Origin of the sequence: Butyricimonas faecihominis (assembly GCF_033096445.1) — a bacterium.
GTDB classification, from domain to species: domain Bacteria; phylum Bacteroidota; class Bacteroidia; order Bacteroidales; family Marinifilaceae; genus Butyricimonas; species Butyricimonas faecihominis.
Window position 1 is genome coordinate 2332277 of sequence record NZ_AP028155.1, and the last position, 18349, is coordinate 2350625.

Consider the following 18349-nt stretch of genomic DNA (forward strand, 5'->3'; position numbering starts at 1 on the left):
TTTAAGAAACGTATAACAATAAAAAAATTACAGAAATGAAAGTAACAGTTGTAGGAGCAGGAAACGTTGGTGCAACTTGCGCGAACTGCATCGCTGAAAAGGACATCGTGAATGAAGTTGTTCTTCTGGACATTAAAGAAGGCGTTGCAGAAGGTAAATCATTGGATATGTGGCAAACCGCCCCGATCAATCTTTATGACACCCGTATCAAAGGTGTAACTAACGATTACGAGGCTACCAATAATTCAGAAGTTGTGGTAATCACTTCAGGTCTTCCCCGTAAACCGGGTATGAGCCGTGATGACTTAATCGCAACAAACGCCGGTATTGTAAAATCAGTTACTGAAAATATTATCAAACATTCTCCGAATGCCAAGATTATTATCGTGTCTAACCCGCTTGACGTAATGTGCTACTGCGCTTACTTGACTGCCAAAGTCGATTCAAGTCGTGTATTCGGTATGGCCGGTATTTTGGATACCGCCCGTTACAGAGCATTCCTAGCTGAAGCATTGAATGTTTCCCCGAAAGATATTCAAGCCTTGTTATTAGGTGGACACGGGGACACGATGGTTCCGCTCCCAAGATACACCACGGTTTCAGGTATTCCTGTAACTGACTTGATTGACCATGACACGTTGAACGCTATCATCGAAAGAACGAAAGTTGGCGGTGGCGAACTAGTTAAATTGATGGGTACTTCAGCATGGTACGCTCCCGGTGCAGCAGCCGCTCAAATGGTTGAGGCAATCGTGTGCAACCACAGAAGAGTATTCCCGGTTTGCGCTTTGTTGAATGGCGAATACGGAATGAACAACATCTATTTAGGAGTTCCGGTAATCTTGGGTAAGAATGGTATCGAGAAAATTATCGAGGTAAAACTTGACAAGGACGAACAAGAATTATTGGCTCAATCAGCTAAAGCTGTTAGATCAGTAATGGATGTACTTGACAACATGAAATTATTTTAACTAACAATAGTACTTCACGATCATTCTTTAAAAAACCGTTCCGGGGCGCCGGGACGGTTTTTATTTTAATCTTCCTTGTTGTGAAAAAATCCTTTCATGACATATCATCTATTCCAAGCAATCTAACCGTAAATAAATGGTAATACTACCGTTTAGATCTCCTACCTTCCTTTCATCGCCCTTTCATCACCCTTTCATCGCCCTTCCCCATTATCCGAGTAACGGTTGATCTCCGGGGATGTAACGCAAGAGAGAGATTATTACCCTAGTATATCGGTAGTATTACCGTGGATTCCGATACACAATCCCCCTCAACCCTCGTTCTTCAAGCTTTACCTTTTAGTTTCCTCGCACCATTTTATAAAATAATTCACACGACTGTTGATTTAATGAAAAATCTATTTTAACTTTGCAATACAAAGAACTTTTAGAATATGGAAAATAAAGAAGCGCTCGATACATTACACGACATCAAAGAACTCATGGAAAAATCCACGAAATTCATGTCGATAAGCGGAATTTCCGCTATTCTCGTTGGCATTTATGCCTGCATCGGAACCGGCTTGGCCTACTTTATTCTAAACAAACAAGACTCTTTTGACACCTTGTTTAATATACCATTATTAAATATCAACACCACTTACCAGCTCGCATCAATTTGCTTGATCGCGCTGGGAGTACTCGCACTCTCACTCCTCACCGCATTCACGATGAGCTACCAAAAAGCCAAAAAAGGATGTAGAAACATCTTTAAAGATAAATCCGTCCACCGTTTACTCTGGAACTTCTTTCTTCCCTTGCTGACCGGGGGAATCCTTTGTTTCTCTTTAATCTGGCAGCAATACTACGGATTAACCTCTTCCATAATGCTCATTTTCTACGGGTTATCTCTCGTGAATTGTTCCAAATACACCTATTCGGACATACGCTACTTAGGCTACGCAGAGATACTGTTAGGCCTCGTTGACAGTTTCGTGATCACCCATGCCCTTCTATTCTGGGTTATAGGTTTCGGATTACTTCATATAGCGGCAGGAATATACTTTTATTATAAAGTTGAACACAAACAGCATCCGGCAAGGCCGTAACCAAATGTAAATTGCGATCCATGAAAGAATACCTTGAAAATATAAACAAGGCTTTTGAAAGCAAGGCACGCCTAGGAATCATGTCCATCTTGGTTGTCAACGAATCGGTAGATTTCGTAACACTCAAGAATTTACTCGATCTCACGGACGGGAATCTAGCCAGCCACACAAGGAGTCTTGAGGAATTGGGATATATCCAATGCCAGAAACAATTCATCGGACGACGCCCCAACACGACGTTCTCCGTCACGCAGAAAGGCCGGGAAGCTTTTGCGAAACATTTAAACGCCTTGGAAGAGTTTTTAAAGAATCAGAATATATAATTTTTTTTACTCATTATGCTTTGAAATTCAAAGTTCTTTTCAAATAACATTAAATACAATACACCATGGACGAACAAACAGCAAAAAATCAAAAAGAGAACGGCACACGAAAAAGTCTCAACAAACAAGACTCTTTAGTTCTAAAGATCGTACTCATAGCCTTCCTTATCCTCTTGTCTTTCATCCCCATGAGCATGATTCGAGGGCTAATCAATGAAAGGGAAATGACAGCAGATGCTGCCGCACAAGAGGTTCAACAAAAATGGAGCAAGTCTCAAACCCTCATTGGTCCGATATTAACCATCCCTTATTTTTACCAGAACGAAAAAGGAGAGAACAAAAAGGGATATATCAATTATCTTCCCGAACAACTGAATATCACTGGAGACGTCAACACGCAGGAACTCAAACGAGGATTATATGAAATTATCGTTTACAATTCCACGCTGGAGATTACCGGGACATTCTCGGCCAGAGACTTAAAAGAAAGCAACCTATTCCCCAACGACAAATTGATTGAAGGTGCCACAATCAACCTTGGAATCAGTGATTTGCGAGGAATCAACGAACAAATCTCGCTGGAATGGGACAACCGGAAACTGAATTTCACACCGGGGGTTGATCCCCACAGCCTCGTCGTTTCCGGCATATCATCGAAAATCACGCCACAACAACTGTTTGCAAACGATTCGATCGTTCATTTCACGATAAAACTCAAACTGAAAGGCTCCGAGTCCATTCAATTTACCCCTCTTGGCAGAACAACAAAAGTCGCCATTCGTTCAAATTGTCAAACCCCAAGCTTTAATGGAGCCTTTTTACCCACGGAACGAGAGGTCTCGCCAGAAGGTTTCACGAGCAAATGGGAAGTACTGGAATTCAACCGGAACTATTCACAGATTCTCAAAGAGAGTCCCTATCGTGCCACCACGAACGCATACAGGGACATAACGGATGACAATTTGGGATTCCAATACACGAACTACGCCATTACGGAATCCACATTCGGGGTAGATCTCCTGTTCCCGGTAGACCAATACCAGAAATCCACACGCTCCGCTAAATACGCCTTTTTAATCATCATATTGACTTTCGTTGTCAGTTTCTTCGTGGAAATATTCCAGAAAAAGAACATTCACCCGGTTCAATATTTACTTGTCGGGCTGGCCCTATGCTTGTTCTACACGCTATTAGTCTCCACGTCCGAACATATCGGATTCACCCCTGCCTATATCATCTCTGCTCTCATGACTACTTTACTAATCACATTCTACATGATCGGTATTTTAAAAATAAAGAAAACGGCATTAACGATCGGGGGACTTCTGGCTTGCCTTTACGCCTACATTTTCTTCCTGATCCAACTGGAAACCTACGCCTTGCTGGTGGGGAGCATCGGATTATTCGTTATCTTAGCGATTATCATGTATTTCTCTCAAAAAATAAACTGGTATAATAACCAATAACCACTTTTTCCTCTTTCCGGGATCAACCGGAAAGGGGAAAAACAAAAATCGACAACATCATGAAAAAATTCTGGATACACAATTTATCCATCACGCTATCCCTACTCGTTGTTTTCCTAGTTACCTTGTACTCGATAGGAATATACGACAATCGTCTCGGCCATTATCTTGCCCTAGCGATTTCCGGGATTTCCGGATTGCAATCCATAGCCAGTGTGATCATAGGCCTTTACAATATTAAGTCCCAAACTGCCAACATAATTTTACTGGGAATTTTATCCGTAGCATTTTCTTCTCTAATAACCATTTACACGTTCAACTGTTTATTCATATCGTGCTAAGAACAGCATACTTCAGGATTAACGAATTGTAATTATTAGCTTTATTCCTCGATTTCTTTCTGAAATTAACATTCCTCTTTTTTGGATTTCACCGAAAATGCGTAAGTTTGTGCAAACTTTAAAATATGGAGATAAAGATTCCGATAGAGATCGTTGAACTGGAAGATAACAGCTTTCACATCATCGTCTCTCTGCAAATCGGTAGCATTGAGGGAGATTTCATTATAGACACGGGAGCATCCGTGACGGTCATAGACAAACTTACACCGTTTAGCTATGAACCGCTGGATGATGTTTCCGAGATTAACTCCGGGGGGGTGTGCGGAGAAATTAATGAGGTCCAGCTTGTGAATATCACGGCTCTACAGATCGATAACCACACAATCGAGAATATCCACGCGGCAGTCATCGACTTGCAGTACGTGAATTCTCTATACGACAAACACCTGCAGCGCAGGGTTGCCGGATTGTTGGGGAGTGATTTTCTCGTTAGGCATGAGGCGGTCATTGATTATGGAAATAAGGAGTTAACATTAAAAGTATCTGCCTAATTGTATAGCAATTTTGAAAAAATTGTTATACTTTTGCGCACTAAATATGTGTTAAAAGAAGAATTGAAGCTTAAGTAATTATAAATTCATTAAACAGATGCAGAATAAAGGAGCGATTACACTACTCGCTGTTGCTTTGGCATTGGTGAGTCTTTATCAGTTGTTTTTTACTTATAAAACCAACCAGGTAGAGAACGCGGCGAAGGAGTTCGCCAACGGTAACCCTATTAAAGAGAAAGAGTATTTAGATTCGGTCGCAAACCAACCCGTCTACAATTTCCTCGGTTTGGCCAAATTCACTTACAAGGAATGTAAGGAGTTGGAACTGAACCTCGGTTTGGACTTGAAGGGTGGTATGAACGTGACCATGGAAGTTGACGTGGTAGACGTGGTAAAAAGTCTAGCAAACCACAGCACGGATCCCGCTTTCAATCAAGCAATCGAGGAAGCCGTGAAGATGAGAGTTTCCAGCCCGAAAGACTTCGTAACCCTTTTCGGTGAGGCTTTCGAAAAAATTGCCCCGGGAGCGCAACTGGCATCCCCGGCTATTTTCGGTACTCACGAAATGAAAGAAAAGATCAAAGTCGGAGCTAGCAACAAGGAAGTTCTTGACGTGATCCGCAAAGAGGCTGACGGAGCTATCGACAACACGTTTAACATTCTTCGTACTCGTATCGACCGTTTTGGTGTTGCTCAACCCAATATCCGTAAAGCTGACATCTCCGGAAGAATCGTTATCGAGTTGCCGGGTATCAAGGAACCGCAACGTGTGAGAGAGTTGTTACAAGGAACTGCCGCTTTGGAATTCTATGAAACATTCGACAACGCAAAGGGACAAGATGCCGGAGAAGATGCATTCATCAACTACTTGGCAGCCGCTGATCAAAAACTAAAAGAGGTTCTTGACGCCCAAGCATCCAAAGTTGCGAATGAAGAAACAACTGCTCAGGTAACTGACACGACTAAAGTGCAAGATAAAGAATCAGCCATCCTAGACGCGATCAAAGGTGAATCCGATTCATTGAAAACGGTAACCAGCATGGCTGAATACGAGAAAGAACATCCACTTCTTGCCATATTATCACCCAACATGACTCAACAAGGTCAACCCGTGGGTGGTTCTACAATTGGATATGCCAACATTAAAGATACGGCTAAAATTAACGCCTATTTAAGATTACCGCAAGTAAAAGCAGCTTTCCCCAGAAACGCACGTTTGTTGTGGGAAATGAAAGCTGTAAATGGCATGGTTCCTTTACACGCGATCAAGATTACCACTCGTAACGGTAAAGCCCCACTTGAAGGAGACGCTGTAATTGATGCAAGACAAGACTATGATCAACAAGGTCGTCCGGTTGTTTCCATGCAGATGAACGGAGAGGGAACCAAAACATGGGCTCGTTTGACAAAAGATAATATCGGACGTTGCATCGCTATCGTACTTGACGGTATGGTTGCATCCTCTCCCAACGTAAACGACGAGATTAAGGGCGGTAGCTCTCAGATTTCCGGACGTTTTGACGTGAAAGAGGCAGGAGACCTTGCAAACATCTTGAAATCCGGTAAATTACCCGCCCCCGCACGTATCATCGCTGACGAGGTGGTTGGAGCATCACTGGGACAAGAGGCTATTCAATCCGGTATGTGGTCATTCATCATTGCGTTCGTGTTGGTATTGGCCTATATGTTATTCTTTTATAGTAAGAATGCCGGTTTGGCTGCCGATATCGCATTGCTCGCCAACTTGTTCTTCTTGTTCGGTATTCTGGCATCCATTGGAGCCGTATTGACCTTACCCGGTATTGCCGGTATCGTGTTGACCATGGGTATGGCCGTCGATGCCAACGTGTTGATCTACGAACGTATCCAAGAGGAAATCAGAGCCGGTAAGGGATTGAAACTTGCAATCAAGGAAGGTTACAGTAATGCCTACTCGGCTATTATCGACGGTCAGTTGACCACGTTATTAACTGGATTTATCCTGTACTACTTCGGAGAAGGCCCGATCAAAGGTTTCGCAACCACGTTGATCATCGGTATCCTTTCTTCTCTATTCACAGCAATCTTCATCACTCGTTTGATCCTTGAAAGAGCTGCATCCAAGAGTGACAATGTTACCTTCACAACCCCGTTAACTGCAAACTGGTTGAGAAATACCAAGTTTCCGTTTTTGAAAAAACGGAAAATCAGTTACACGATTTCCGGTATCGTGATTGTACTTTGTTTCGTATCCCTGTTTACTAGAGGTTTGGATAAAGGTATCGACTTCGTGGGAGGTAGAACTTATACCGTGACTTTTGCACAAGACGTACAAGTGGGTGATGTTGCAGAGAAACTGGCAGAAGTTTACGGAAGCGCTCCGGAAGTGAAGACCGTAGGAACTGCAAATAACGTGAAGATCACCACGAAATACCGGATTGCTGAAACCGGAGCTGAGGTTGATGCGAATGTGGACTCATTATTATATATCGGGTTACAAGAAATTCTTCCCGCCGGAACAGACTACGAAACTTTCCGCAGCGTGAACTTGCAACAGACACAAAAGATCGGACCCGCCGTGGCTGAGGACATGACAAGAGCTGCTGTATGGTCCGTATTATTCGCCTTGATCGGTATCTTTATCTACATTATGGTACGATTCTCCAGATGGCAATATGGTGCCGGAGCTGTTGTCGGCTTGGCTCATAACACGATCATCGTAATCGGGGCATTCTCCTTGTTTGCAGGTCTGTTACCGTTCTCTTTGGAAGTTGATCAATCCTTTATCGCTGCCGTGTTGACGGTTGTTGGTTACACAATCAACGATACCGTGGTTGTATTCGACCGTATCCGTGAGTACCGTAAACTATACCCCAAACGTGATGATGAACAAGTAGTAAATGATGCGTTGAACTCTACGTTACGTCGTACATTCAGTACTTCATTGTCAACCATCGTCGTGTTGTTAGCGATATTCGTTTTCGGTGGTGCTTCAATCAAGGGATTCATTTTCGCCTTGTTAGTAGGTATCATTGTCGGTACATACTCATCACTGTTCATCGCAACTCCTATTTCTTTCGACTTAACCAGAAGATTCAAAAAGAAAGTAGAAGAGAAGAAATAAAAAAATATTTCAAGTTTATACAAAATAGCTCCTGTAAAAAGGAGCTATTTTTTTGCACACGAGATAAAAGGCTCACTCCCCGGTATTGCAGTATACACATGCCGGTGTCCCACAATCCCCCTTCCATAACATCAAAAAAGTTACAAATTGAAAGTAAAAATGATATATCAATATTAAAGTTGCAATATAATTGGGTTTATAACAATAAATATCCTACTTTTGTAACGTAGAAAGCAGCAACAGGATAATCGAACAATTACAAGTATGTCAAAGCGTCAGATCAGAATCTGTTTAGGAAGTTCTTGTTTTTCCCGGGGAAACAATACCAACCTCGGAGCAATTAAGAAATATCTGAGTGAAAATAACTTGGAAGCAGAGATCGATTTCTGCGGGCATTTGTGCGAGGAATTGTGTAGTAAGGGTCCTATTATCCGGATCGATGACAAAGTGTATGAAGAAGTAAATCTATCGCGTTTGTACAAAATCTTACAAGAAGAATTCCCATGCAACTGAGACCCATCTATACAGAACCGGACAATTGTCAGGATTGTTATAAATGTATCCGGGAATGTCCCGTGAAGGCAATCCGGATGGAAAACAACCAAGCATCTATCATTGAAGATCGTTGCATCTACTGCGGGCATTGCACGCAAGTGTGTCCAACCGGGGCTAAAAAGATACGTGACGGGTTAACCCGTGCGAAATTAACCCTTACGCAGAATCCCAAAGTCATTCTATCACTGGCCCCCTCGTACGTGAGTGAATTCGAAGGAATTCATTCCAGTGTGCTGATTGCCGCCATCAAACGTTTAGGTTTCACAAGTGTATCGGAAACTGCCCTTGGAGCTGAAATCGTCACGGATAGAACCGAGAAATTCCTAGAAGAAGCCGAAAATGGCGTGTACATCTCTTCGGCTTGTCCGGTTGTTGTTGAATATATCCGAAAATATTCCCCGGATCACGCACGTTTTATCACACCGATTATTTCTCCCATGCTGGCTCACGCCAAGATTCTGAAACAATTGTACGGGGAAGATGTGAAAATCGTGTTTGCAGGTCCCTGTATCTGCAAGAAGTTGGAAGCTGACTACTTTAACAATCTAGTTGACGTGGTGATCACGTTCAAGGACCTGAAAAAATGGTTCGAACAATCCGACATCAACTTGAAAAATATCGCACCAAATCAACCGGAGGCCCGCTTCGTGCCTTACCGTTCCGGCTTGGGCGCTTACTACCCTATCGAAGGTGGGATGCTAAAAGGGATGCAAGAGGGCAAAAAACAAATACATCACATGGCTTTCTCGGAACTTTCAACCGTGAAAGACGTGTTGAAAGAACTGGATTCACACCGGGAGAACGATTCCATTTTCTTGGAATTATTGGCTTGCAAGGGCGGATGCATCAACGGTCCTGCCAAATTGAGCCACATATCCCCGGCCTTAAAAAGATACGAGATTATTCATCAATCAGAATTGGGAAACCCCAAGGATGATTTCAAAAATATCGATTTGCAGATTCTATTCTGCAAAGACCCTCACGTGCAAGATCACACCTACACGGAAGAGGAAATCAAACAGGCTATGGCCGTCGTGGGCAAAACCGGACCTGAAGACGAATTAAATTGTAGTGGTTGCGGTTACGACACTTGTCGTGATTTCGCCATTGCCATGCTGGAAGGGCGGGCCGAAGAAAATATGTGTGTATCTTACATGAGAAGAATCGCACATGATAAGGCCACCGTACTCCTCCAAAAGATTCCGGCCGGAGTATTACTCGTCAACTCGGAATTGAAAGTCGTAGACATGAATCAATCCTGCGCCACACTCATGGGAGAGGACATTGCCTCTATTTACGAGGTCGATCCCGGTTTGAACGGTATGGAGCTGAAAAACATCTGTTCCTACGAGGACTTGTTCCGTGCCGTGTTGACAACCGGTAAGGAAATTATCGAACGACAGGTACGGGAAGAAGACCGCACATGGATTATATCCATCTATAACATACAACCTCACCGGTTGGTTTTCGGGTTATTACAGGATTTACGCGAACCTTATGTCCGTAAAGAATGGATGCTCGAAAAGACCCAAGAAGTAATCAAGAAACACATGGAAACCGTCCAGCAAGTAGCTTGTTTGCTTGGAGAAAATGCCGCTTTCACGGATGCAACGTTACGCTCCGTAATGGAGGCTTACAAGAAAAATGATCAAAAGAAACCACTCTAATTTCATTTGTCTTGAGAAACAACGGTAATTTCATCGAGGTTGACTTCTTCCAGAAGAATAAAGCGGGCAATGTTGTCTGCGGGGATTGTTTCATGTCTCAAAAACTAAAAGGTGAGGGACGTGTTATCAGCGTGTTATCAGATGGTCTGGGAAGCGGGATCAAAGCCTGTGTCCTATCCACGATGACAGCAACCATGGCCATGAACTTTACCGCCATGAACGAGAGCATCCTACGCACCTCCACCTCGATCATGAATACCCTGCCGAAAGACATGGTGCGAAAGATCAGTTATTCGACCTTTTGTATCTGTGACATCGACTGTTTCGGTAACGTGAAAATTATCGAGTACGAAACCCCCTCCTACTACTTGTACCGGAACGGGCGTTTCGTCAGTATTTCCAAGGAGAAAATTCCGGTGGAACGGGAAGACCTTGAAAATACGTTTCTGTGGATCTCCGAGTTCACGCTGGAAAAAGAAGATCGAATTATCTTCTTCAGTGACGGGGTTAGCCAATCCGGCATGGGAACGGCTAAAATGCCCTTTGGCTGGGAAGACGGGGCAAAAGAATATATTGCAAACCTAGTAAATCAATATAATGATATATCCGCCAAGGAATTGGCACATAAGATAGTGAATCAAGCGGAAAAGAACGACGGTTACTCGCTGAAAGATGACACGAGTTGTTGTGTCATTTATATGCGAAAACCCCGTAACTTGCTTGTATGCACCGGACCTCCCTACGACGAGAAGAACGATAAATACCTGGCTAACCGGGTACGGGAATTTCAAGGGAAAAAGATCCTGTGCGGGGGAACCACGGCCACCATTATCTCCCGTGAACTGGGAGCAAAAATGGAAGTTGACATGAATATCGTGGACAAAGAACTCCCTCCCATCTCCAAGATGGAAGGTGTCGATCTTGTCACCGAAGGAATTCTGACGTTAGGTAAGGTTGAGCGTATCCTGACGGAAGGAGATATTGACCGCCGTCGGGAAGCCGGACCGGCAGAGCTGATGGTGAGAATGTTGTTGAATAGTGATAAAATCACGTTACTCGTGGGAACCCGTATCAACACGGCGCACCAGGATCCCAATCTTCCCGTGGAGTTAGAGATCCGGAGAAACGTGGTCAAAAAAATAAAATTTTTATTGGAGACAAAGTATTTGAAAGATGTAGAGATTATGTATATTTAGGGGATAAAATCAAAAACAAAACCAACTCACAACACGATGGAAAAAGTAAATGTAAAAATATGCATAGGAACCATGTGCTATGTCATGGGTGGCGCAGAGTTGAGAGACACGATTGAATCTCTTCCCCAAAATATCCTCGAACATCTGAATGTAAGCTATTCTCCATGTTTAGGGTGTGGCAAAGGTGAGCAAGCCCCACCGTTTATTGAAGTAAATGGAAAACGTATTGCTGGCGTTAGTAAAAATAGTTTAATACAAATCGTTAAAGAGGAAGTAAGAAATGTTATATGACAATTTTGCGATGCTCACGAAACGTGAGTTACTGATTAGAATTGTAAAACTTTTAAAGGAAGAAAATCTAGTAAATGGGGTGAAGTACATTCCAGTGGAAATGCGCCCAAAAAATAAAAGACCGATCAAGTGTTGCGTGCATAAAGATCGCTACATCTTGAAGCATAAGATTATCTCTATCTTGGGCTTCGAGATCACGGACGAGGAAATCGACCTGATCCCCTTGTCTGAATTCGCACAGAAAGCACTTGATAACAAGAACACGAAAGAGAATATTCTTTCCGTGGTTCATGAGGCTTGTAGTGCTTGTATGCAATCCCAGTACTTCGTGACCAACATGTGTCGCGGTTGCGAGGGACGTCCTTGTTTGATGAACTGCCCGAAAGCGGCTATCTCTTTCAAGGGTGGTAAAGCTTGCATCACGCAGGAAGACTGCGTGGGTTGCGGACTGTGTTCTAAAGTCTGCCCTTACCACGCAATCGTGTACACGCCCGTACCTTGCGAGGATGTTTGTCCGGTGAAAGCGATCACCAAAAGCGAAGACGGAACCGAGCATATTGACAAAGATAAATGTATCTATTGCGGAAAATGTATGCAAACTTGTCCTTACGGGGCGATCATGGAACGTTCCAAGGTGATCGACGTGTACAAAAGCATTACCGCCCCGGACAAGAAAATCATAGCTATTCCGGCTCCGGCTATCTACGGACAGTTCAATGCAACTCCGGGACAGATTCTTTCCGCCATCAAAGCCATCGGTTTCGATGACGTGGTAGAAGTAGCTTTGGGTGCAGAAGATACTTCCCGCAACGAGGCAGCCGAGTTCTTGGAACGCATGGAAGAAGGGAAACCTTTCATGACCACTTCCTGCTGCCCGGCTTACGTGGGTTGGGTCGACAAACACGCCCCTATGGTAAAACCATTTGTTTCCGACACCCGTAGCCCGATGGTTTATGCCGCCCGCCGGGTAAAAGAACAATATCCGGATGCCGAAGTCGTATTTATCGGCCCGTGTCTGGCTAAACGTTACGAAGCAGAAATGTACGTTCCGGAAGTAGACTACGTGATGAGTTTCGAAGAATTGGGAGCATTCATGGTAGCTTATGACATTAATCCGGAAACTTGTGAAGAATTACCATTGGATCCGGAAGTTACGAAATTCGCCCGCGGATACGCTCAAGCCGGTGGGGTTCGCAATGCTATTGTAGAGGCTGTTGGAAATGGTTACACGACTCTTTCCATCGAAGGACTTGACAAGAAAAATCAGACTTTACTGAAAACTATGGTGAAAAAACCGGAAGCCCAGTTTGTCGAAGTAATGGCGTGTGATGGTGGTTGCGTGAACGGACCTTGTTCACTAGCTCCGCTTACATTAGCCAAACGGCAGATCAAAAAAGCGTTAGAAAAATAAAATAAGATAACTTAAAATAAAGGCGCCCCCATTGGAGAGCGCCTTTATTTTTATATTCAAATCATTAATTTACTTCACCATCGCGTGACGATACCCTTTCGTCTTGTTCCAACCTCCGCGAGTGAAATCGGGAATCGCCACCGGGGCACTGTTATTCTCTAAAGAAAGAGCAGTCAGCTCACCCAAACAACACCATTCTGCCAAATCATACACGTCCATATCTAATGGTAATCCATTCCGCAAGCAATATACCAAACGGTAATCCATGATAAAATCCATTCCACCATGTCCCCCCACTTTTTTGGCTTGCTCTTCCAACTCGATCTGAATCGGGTGTTTATATTTTTCCATCAGGGCCTTCTTCACATCCTCCGGAACAAAACCGTGAGAATTCAAATCCTCGTGATCGGGAGCCACATCTGATGAAATTTGTGTTGGTTTCAAAGCATATCCCGCAACCGGATATTTATTGGCAAACCCTTTCGTTCCCGTCAATTGGTACATCCGGCTATACGGACGAGGCGACACCACGTCATGCTGAATTTGGATGGTTTTCCCGTTCTCCGTGCGAATCAACGTGATCGTGTGATCCCCGTTCTTGAAGTCTTTCACGTCCTCCCCGGTCTTATTCTTCAAATATTCGGGAGCAGAAACAGCCTTCGTATCCATACATACCAAGTAATTCATTTTGTCCCCCCGGTGAATATCCAGCAACTGACAAGCCGGTCCCATACCGTGAGTAGCATAAACATCTCCCCTGTGTTTCCGGTTATAATCCATACGCCAGTTATTCCAGTAATAAGGCCAAAATTCCTCCAAATTATGAATATAAGCCCCTTCCACGTGCAAGATTTCACCAAACACACCTTGTTGTGCCATATTCAACGTCGTCAATTCGAAGAAATCATACACGCAATTCTCCAACATCATGCAATGCAACTGTTTCTTCTCTGCCATATTAATCAACGCCCAAATTTCCTCCATGTTCATGGCGGCAGGCACCTCGATCGCCACGTGCTTCCCATGTTCCATGGCATACAACGCCATCGGGGCATGATGTAGCCAATCCGTAGCAATATACACTAAATTAATATCCTCCCGTTCACAAAGCTGTTTCCACGCATCCTCGCTCCCGGAGTAACCGGCAGCCTCCGGAATCCCTGCTTTCTTCAGAATTCCCTGACATTTCTCCACTTGCTCCGGGCGAATATCACACAAGGCAACCACCTTCGTTCCGGGTATATGCAGGAACCGCTCCACCGCACCGGGTCCCCTCATTCCCAAACCGATAAACCCTACCCGCACGGTATCCAGTTTCGGCGTTACCAAATTTACTACATCCTTCTGCCCAGCGGGACGCTCGGGAACAGGCACCTCAATCATTAAACTTTTCTTCGTCTCTTTTTCTGATACACCATTAGTACAGGAACAGATCATCCCGCACAAAATGGCTGCCACGACACATACAAACGTTATTTTCCTCATAAATTGTCAAATTAAAAACACAACAAACATATCACGTGTAAAGATATAAATTTTAAATAACATTAATACCTCTCCCAGCCATTAGTTCATTTGTTTTTACCAATAAACACGTTTCATCTAATTCGCATAACAAACCATCCCTCGCTATCCTTTCGATATTCTTGGATATATAATGGCTATACCTAGCCAATGAACCAAGTATATCTCTCCAAATAGCTAATATACTACACGAAATACCCGATATGCAAACATAATCGTATCAAGAACTAATTTTATCGAGGATAAATGCAAGATGAATGCAGGTTGAATGCTCGATGGTCTAAATGAACTATAAAATAACTTTCAGGTGAATGCTTAGTAAACATAGCCTAATCCCAAAGTAATACCAGTGTAGTTTCCTAAAATCGGTTTACTCAATTTTAGGAAACTACAATAGTATTTCAGTGGTATTACCCCGGATAAACGAGAAACTGAACATACCTGTTCTCGTCGACAAAAAACACTCATTCATCGGGAAAAAATCTCTCAATATCTAAATTAATTGTATTCGCTTTCAACACCTTATATCTTTGTAAAAAGCAAAAAAAGAAAACAAGATGAATATACAAACGAACATTGCAACCATCCTTTTTATAATCATTCCGTCCTTAGTGGGCTTTTCTCAAGAAAAGCCCACTTCTTCCTGGAATTTGAAGGATTGCATCGATTACGCCCGGAAAAACAACATTCAGGTGCAATCGGCAAAAGTAACACAACAAAGCGCTAACGTGGATTTGTTACAGGCGAAAGCCCAGCTTTTTCCCTCGTTGACATTTAGTAGTTCTCAAGGCTGGGGACACCAGAAAACAGAACAAACAGATGGTAAATTCAAATCGCAGAACGCCTACACGGGCAGCTACACCTTGAACGGCGGACTGACAATCTATAATGGGGGTAAATTAACCCGTTCCATCCGTCAACAGCAAATCACGAACACGGCACAGGAGTATCAGGTAAACATGGCCGAAAATGACATCGAAATTGCCGTCACCGAGGCCTACCTGCAAATACTTTACGCGAACGAATCGCTAAAAACCAACCGACAAACGTTGGAAACTTCTGCCGCCCAGCTGGCACGTTCCAAAGAATTACTAGCAGCCGGTTCGATTGCCGCCAGCGATTATGCCCAGATTGAGGCACAGTACAGCAACGATCAGTACAACGTGACGATGGCAGAAAACACGCTCACCTTGAATAAATTGCAATTGAAACAATTGTTAGAACTGGAACCGACAGATAGTTTCGACGTCTATTTCCCGGAACTGGAGGACACGCAAGTACTCACCCCCGCACCTTCCCTCTTGGAAGTTTACCAGATCGCCCTAGAAACCATGCCAGAAATGAAAAACAGCCAATTGAACGTGGAATCGGCACAGCTGGAAGAAAAGATCGCGGCAGGAGATCGCTTACCCAGCATCTCGCTCAGCGCATCCGTGGGCACGAACCATGACTCGGAATCAGACCACTCTTTTTCAAAACAACTAAATAATCGATTAAACGAGAACGTGGGGATCAACATCAGTATCCCCATTTCTAAAAATCGCCAGATCAAATCAGCCGTTGAAAAAGCAAAATTACAAACGGAAACAGCCCGTCTGGAAGAACTGAATACACGCAAGGAACTGTGGAAAACGGTAGAGACACTCCACCAGAACGTGATCTCCGCACAAAGCAGGTATGTCGCTGCCACGAACAGCGTGAAATCGGCCACGATGAGTTATAATCTTGTTCAAGCACAATTCGATGCCGGCATGAAAAACACGGTGGAACTACTCACGGAAAAGAACAATTATCTTTCTGCCTTGCAGGAACAGATTCAAGCAAAGTTCGAGGCAATTCTTTCACTCAAACTACTCAACTTCTACCGTAATCAACCTATCGAAATCTAATGTAAAATATTAATTATAGAACAACATGAAAAAGATTGTTACCATAATCATCGTCATAGCCGTTATTGTCGGGGCCTTTTTCTTCTTCCGTTCGGGAGATAAAAAAGTGACGACATACGAGACTGTCGAACTAAAAAAAGGATCCATCAATAACACGGTGACCGCCACGGGAACGATAGAACCGATTACCAAGGTGGACGTGGGTACGCAGGTATCCGGAACGATTTCACACATCTACGTGGACTACAATTCCGTCGTGACAAAAGGACAATTACTTGCCGAACTCGACAGGAAACTACTGGAAGCCGAGTTAAAATCGGAAATGGCAAACCTGAAATCAAGCAAAAGCGAATTCGAGTACCAAGATAAAAACTTCAAGCGCCTGCGCCAGTTACACGAAAAAAATTTGATTAGTGAAACAGAATACGAGGAAGCATTATATCAATACGAGAAAGCACAACAAGCTTACGAGAAAGCACAAGCCACGATGGTAAAGGCTCAATCAAACCTCGATTACGCAACGATCACCTCACCGATTGACGGGGTTGTTCTATCCAGAGAAGTGGAAGAGGGACAAACAGTTGCCGCTAGTTTCGAAACCCCGACCATGTTCACCATCGCTAACGATTTGCGCAAGATGCAAGTGATCGCTGACGTGGACGAGGCTGACATCGGTCAGGTACTCGAAGGACAACGCGTGACGTTCACGGTTGACGCTTTTCCGGATGACACGTTCGAGGGCGACGTGACTCAAGTTCGTCTAAACCCGACAACAGAATCCAACGTGGTCACTTACGAGGTGGTTATTGATGCCCCGAATCCGGAACTGAAACTGAAACCGGGACTAACCGCCAACATCACGGTCTACACGATGGAGAAGGACAACATTCTACTGGCCCCGTTGAAAGCTTTCCGCTTTACCCCGGAGACCAACCCGGAAGACCCGCAAACCGCACAAACCCCGCAAGCGGGAAGAGGTGAAAAAGTCGTTTGGTTACAAACGGCAGAAGGTATCGTTCCTAAAGTAATCAAAGTTGGAGTCAGCGACGGAATATACTCGGAAGTGAAAGACGGTCTACCGGAAGGCGCTCGTTTGATCGTGGGAATCCAACGCAGTAAGAACGTGGCACCCCAAGGAGGCAGCGAGGAATCCAACCCGTTCATGCCGCCACGTCCGGGACAAAAGAAAAAATAGTTACCGTATAAGATTGAACTCATGACAAATGATATTATAAAAATAGAAAACCTGAGGAGGGATTTTAAGGTGGGATCGGAAACCGTTCATGCTTTGCGCGGTATATCATTCTCGATCCGTGCCGGAGAGTTCGTGACGATAATGGGTACGAGTGGTTCCGGGAAATCCACCCTGCTCAATATCCTCGGATGTCTTGACACTCCCACCTCAGGGGACTATTACCTCGATGGTATCGCGGTCAGAGACATGGGAAAAAATGACCGGGCCACATTGAGAAATCGCAAGATTGGTTTCGTGTTCCAGTCCTACAACCTGTTACCCAAAACGACCGCCTTGGAGAACGTGGAATTACCGTTACTTTACAACCCGGCCTTTTCTTCTCGCGAACGTCGGGAGAAAGCCATGAATGCCTTGAATGCAGTGGGACTGAGTGATCGGATCAACCATCGTTCCAACCAAATGTCCGGCGGACAGCAACAACGCGTAGCTATCGCGCGAGCTATCGTGAACGACCCGGTGATCCTGCTGGCCGACGAGGCAACGGGAAACCTGGATACCCGAACCTCATTCGAGATCCTCACGCTTTTTCAACGCCTTCACGCGGAAGGAAGAACCATTATATTCGTGACTCATAATCCCGAAATCGCCCAGTTCAGCAGTCGCAACATAGTCCTACGGGATGGCCACATCACGGAAGACACGATTAACCAGAATGTAGCATCGGCCAAAGAAGTATTGGACGCACTACCAAAGGAGAACGATTAAAAATTCAGAGTTT

At 44.1% G+C, this 18349-nt stretch carries 15 protein-coding genes; 14 read left to right on the forward strand and 1 reads right to left on the reverse strand.

Annotated elements, in window-relative coordinates; all coding sequences use genetic code 11:
- Window positions 1–35: 35 nt before the first annotated feature.
- From mdh to R8806_RS09750, 11 genes are all read left to right on the forward strand, one after another.
- Window positions 36–971, forward strand: coding sequence for a malate dehydrogenase (gene mdh, locus R8806_RS09700; protein WP_027202820.1), 936 nt, complete (start codon window positions 36–38; stop codon window positions 969–971).
- Between the two features lie 434 nt (window positions 972–1405).
- Window positions 1406–2059: a hypothetical protein gene (locus tag R8806_RS09705; RefSeq protein WP_124316727.1), complete on the forward strand. Its 654-nt coding sequence runs from the start codon at window positions 1406–1408 to the stop codon at window positions 2057–2059.
- A 20-nt stretch (window positions 2060–2079) separates the two neighbouring features.
- On the forward strand, window positions 2080–2382 hold the full coding sequence (locus tag R8806_RS09710) for a winged helix-turn-helix domain-containing protein (RefSeq protein WP_151411517.1): 303 nt from the start codon (window positions 2080–2082) through the stop codon (window positions 2380–2382).
- Window positions 2383–2447: 65 nt separating this feature from the next.
- The gene (gene creD, locus R8806_RS09715; RefSeq protein ID WP_124317880.1) at window positions 2448–3848 is read left to right on the forward strand and encodes a cell envelope integrity protein CreD; all 1401 of its coding nucleotides are present in this window, start codon (window positions 2448–2450) and stop codon (window positions 3846–3848) included.
- Between the two features lie 466 nt (window positions 3849–4314).
- Window positions 4315–4740: a retropepsin-like aspartic protease gene (locus R8806_RS09720; protein ID WP_124317881.1), complete on the forward strand. Its 426-nt coding sequence runs from the start codon at window positions 4315–4317 to the stop codon at window positions 4738–4740.
- A gap of 97 nt (window positions 4741–4837) precedes the next feature.
- Entirely contained in the window at window positions 4838–7843 is a 3006-nt protein-coding gene (gene secDF / locus R8806_RS09725) for a protein translocase subunit SecDF (protein WP_124317882.1), read from the forward strand.
- A 264-nt stretch (window positions 7844–8107) separates the two neighbouring features.
- Window positions 8108–8356: a (2Fe-2S) ferredoxin domain-containing protein gene (locus R8806_RS09730; RefSeq protein ID WP_018338306.1), complete on the forward strand. Its 249-nt coding sequence runs from the start codon at window positions 8108–8110 to the stop codon at window positions 8354–8356.
- The gene (locus R8806_RS09735) at window positions 8347–10065 is read left to right on the forward strand and encodes a [Fe-Fe] hydrogenase large subunit C-terminal domain-containing protein (RefSeq protein WP_124317634.1); all 1719 of its coding nucleotides are present in this window, start codon (window positions 8347–8349) and stop codon (window positions 10063–10065) included. The genes R8806_RS09730 and R8806_RS09735 overlap by 10 nt, the downstream gene beginning before the upstream one ends.
- Before the next feature lie 11 nt (window positions 10066–10076).
- A complete protein-coding gene (locus R8806_RS09740) occupies window positions 10077–11261 on the forward strand; it encodes a SpoIIE family protein phosphatase (protein WP_124317635.1) in 1185 nt (394 codons plus the stop codon).
- 36 nt (window positions 11262–11297) lie between these two features.
- Window positions 11298–11552 carry an NADH-quinone oxidoreductase subunit NuoE family protein gene (locus R8806_RS09745; RefSeq protein ID WP_124317636.1) on the forward strand — a complete coding sequence of 85 codons (255 nt, stop codon included), beginning with the start codon at window positions 11298–11300 and terminating at the stop codon, window positions 11550–11552.
- Entirely contained in the window at window positions 11542–12963 is a 1422-nt protein-coding gene (locus R8806_RS09750; RefSeq protein ID WP_151411516.1) for a monomeric [FeFe] hydrogenase, read from the forward strand. The genes R8806_RS09745 and R8806_RS09750 overlap by 11 nt, the downstream gene beginning before the upstream one ends.
- 69 nt (window positions 12964–13032) lie before the next feature.
- On the opposite strand, the gene R8806_RS09755 is transcribed toward R8806_RS09750, so the two are convergent.
- On the reverse strand, window positions 13033–14400 hold the full coding sequence (locus tag R8806_RS09755; protein ID WP_124317638.1) for a Gfo/Idh/MocA family protein: 1368 nt from the start codon (window positions 14398–14400) through the stop codon (window positions 13033–13035).
- Window positions 14401–15044: 644 nt separating this feature from the next.
- Here R8806_RS09755 and R8806_RS09760 point away from each other — a divergent pair.
- From R8806_RS09760 to R8806_RS09770, 3 genes are read left to right on the forward strand one after another with little or no spacing between them, the layout of a single operon-like run.
- The gene (locus tag R8806_RS09760) at window positions 15045–16376 is read left to right on the forward strand and encodes a TolC family protein (RefSeq protein WP_124317735.1); all 1332 of its coding nucleotides are present in this window, start codon (window positions 15045–15047) and stop codon (window positions 16374–16376) included.
- 25 nt (window positions 16377–16401) lie between these two features.
- Window positions 16402–17571, forward strand: a complete 1170-nt coding sequence (locus tag R8806_RS09765; RefSeq protein ID WP_124317734.1) for an efflux RND transporter periplasmic adaptor subunit — start codon at window positions 16402–16404, stop codon at window positions 17569–17571.
- A 21-nt stretch (window positions 17572–17592) separates the two neighbouring features.
- Complete coding sequence (locus tag R8806_RS09770; RefSeq protein WP_124317733.1) at window positions 17593–18336, forward strand: ABC transporter ATP-binding protein; 744 nt, start codon at window positions 17593–17595, stop codon at window positions 18334–18336.
- Window positions 18337–18349 lie beyond the last annotated feature (13 nt).

Bases quoted from the DNA above. Each gene is read 5' to 3' on its own strand.
- R8806_RS09720 (WP_124317881.1), top strand. From the start codon at position 4,315: ATGGAGATAAAGATTCCGATAGAGATCGTTGAACTGGAAGATAACAGC.
- mdh (WP_027202820.1), top strand. From the start codon at position 36: ATGAAAGTAACAGTTGTAGGAGCAGGAAACGTTGGTGCAACTTGCGCG.
- secDF (WP_124317882.1), top strand. From the start codon at position 4,838: ATGCAGAATAAAGGAGCGATTACACTACTCGCTGTTGCTTTGGCATTG.
- R8806_RS09730 (WP_018338306.1), top strand. From the start codon at position 8,108: ATGTCAAAGCGTCAGATCAGAATCTGTTTAGGAAGTTCTTGTTTTTCC.
- R8806_RS09705 (WP_124316727.1), top strand. From the start codon at position 1,406: ATGGAAAATAAAGAAGCGCTCGATACATTACACGACATCAAAGAACTC.
- R8806_RS09735 (WP_124317634.1), top strand. From the start codon at position 8,347: ATGCAACTGAGACCCATCTATACAGAACCGGACAATTGTCAGGATTGT.
- creD (WP_124317880.1), top strand. From the start codon at position 2,448: ATGGACGAACAAACAGCAAAAAATCAAAAAGAGAACGGCACACGAAAA.
- R8806_RS09760 (WP_124317735.1), top strand. From the start codon at position 15,045: ATGAATATACAAACGAACATTGCAACCATCCTTTTTATAATCATTCCG.
- R8806_RS09755 (WP_124317638.1), bottom strand. From the start codon at position 14,400: ATGATCTGTTCCTGTACTAATGGTGTATCAGAAAAAGAGACGAAGAAA.
- R8806_RS09745 (WP_124317636.1), top strand. From the start codon at position 11,298: ATGGAAAAAGTAAATGTAAAAATATGCATAGGAACCATGTGCTATGTC.
- R8806_RS09710 (WP_151411517.1), top strand. From the start codon at position 2,080: ATGAAAGAATACCTTGAAAATATAAACAAGGCTTTTGAAAGCAAGGCA.
- R8806_RS09765 (WP_124317734.1), top strand. From the start codon at position 16,402: ATGAAAAAGATTGTTACCATAATCATCGTCATAGCCGTTATTGTCGGG.
- R8806_RS09750 (WP_151411516.1), top strand. From the start codon at position 11,542: ATGTTATATGACAATTTTGCGATGCTCACGAAACGTGAGTTACTGATT.
- R8806_RS09770 (WP_124317733.1), top strand. From the start codon at position 17,593: ATGACAAATGATATTATAAAAATAGAAAACCTGAGGAGGGATTTTAAG.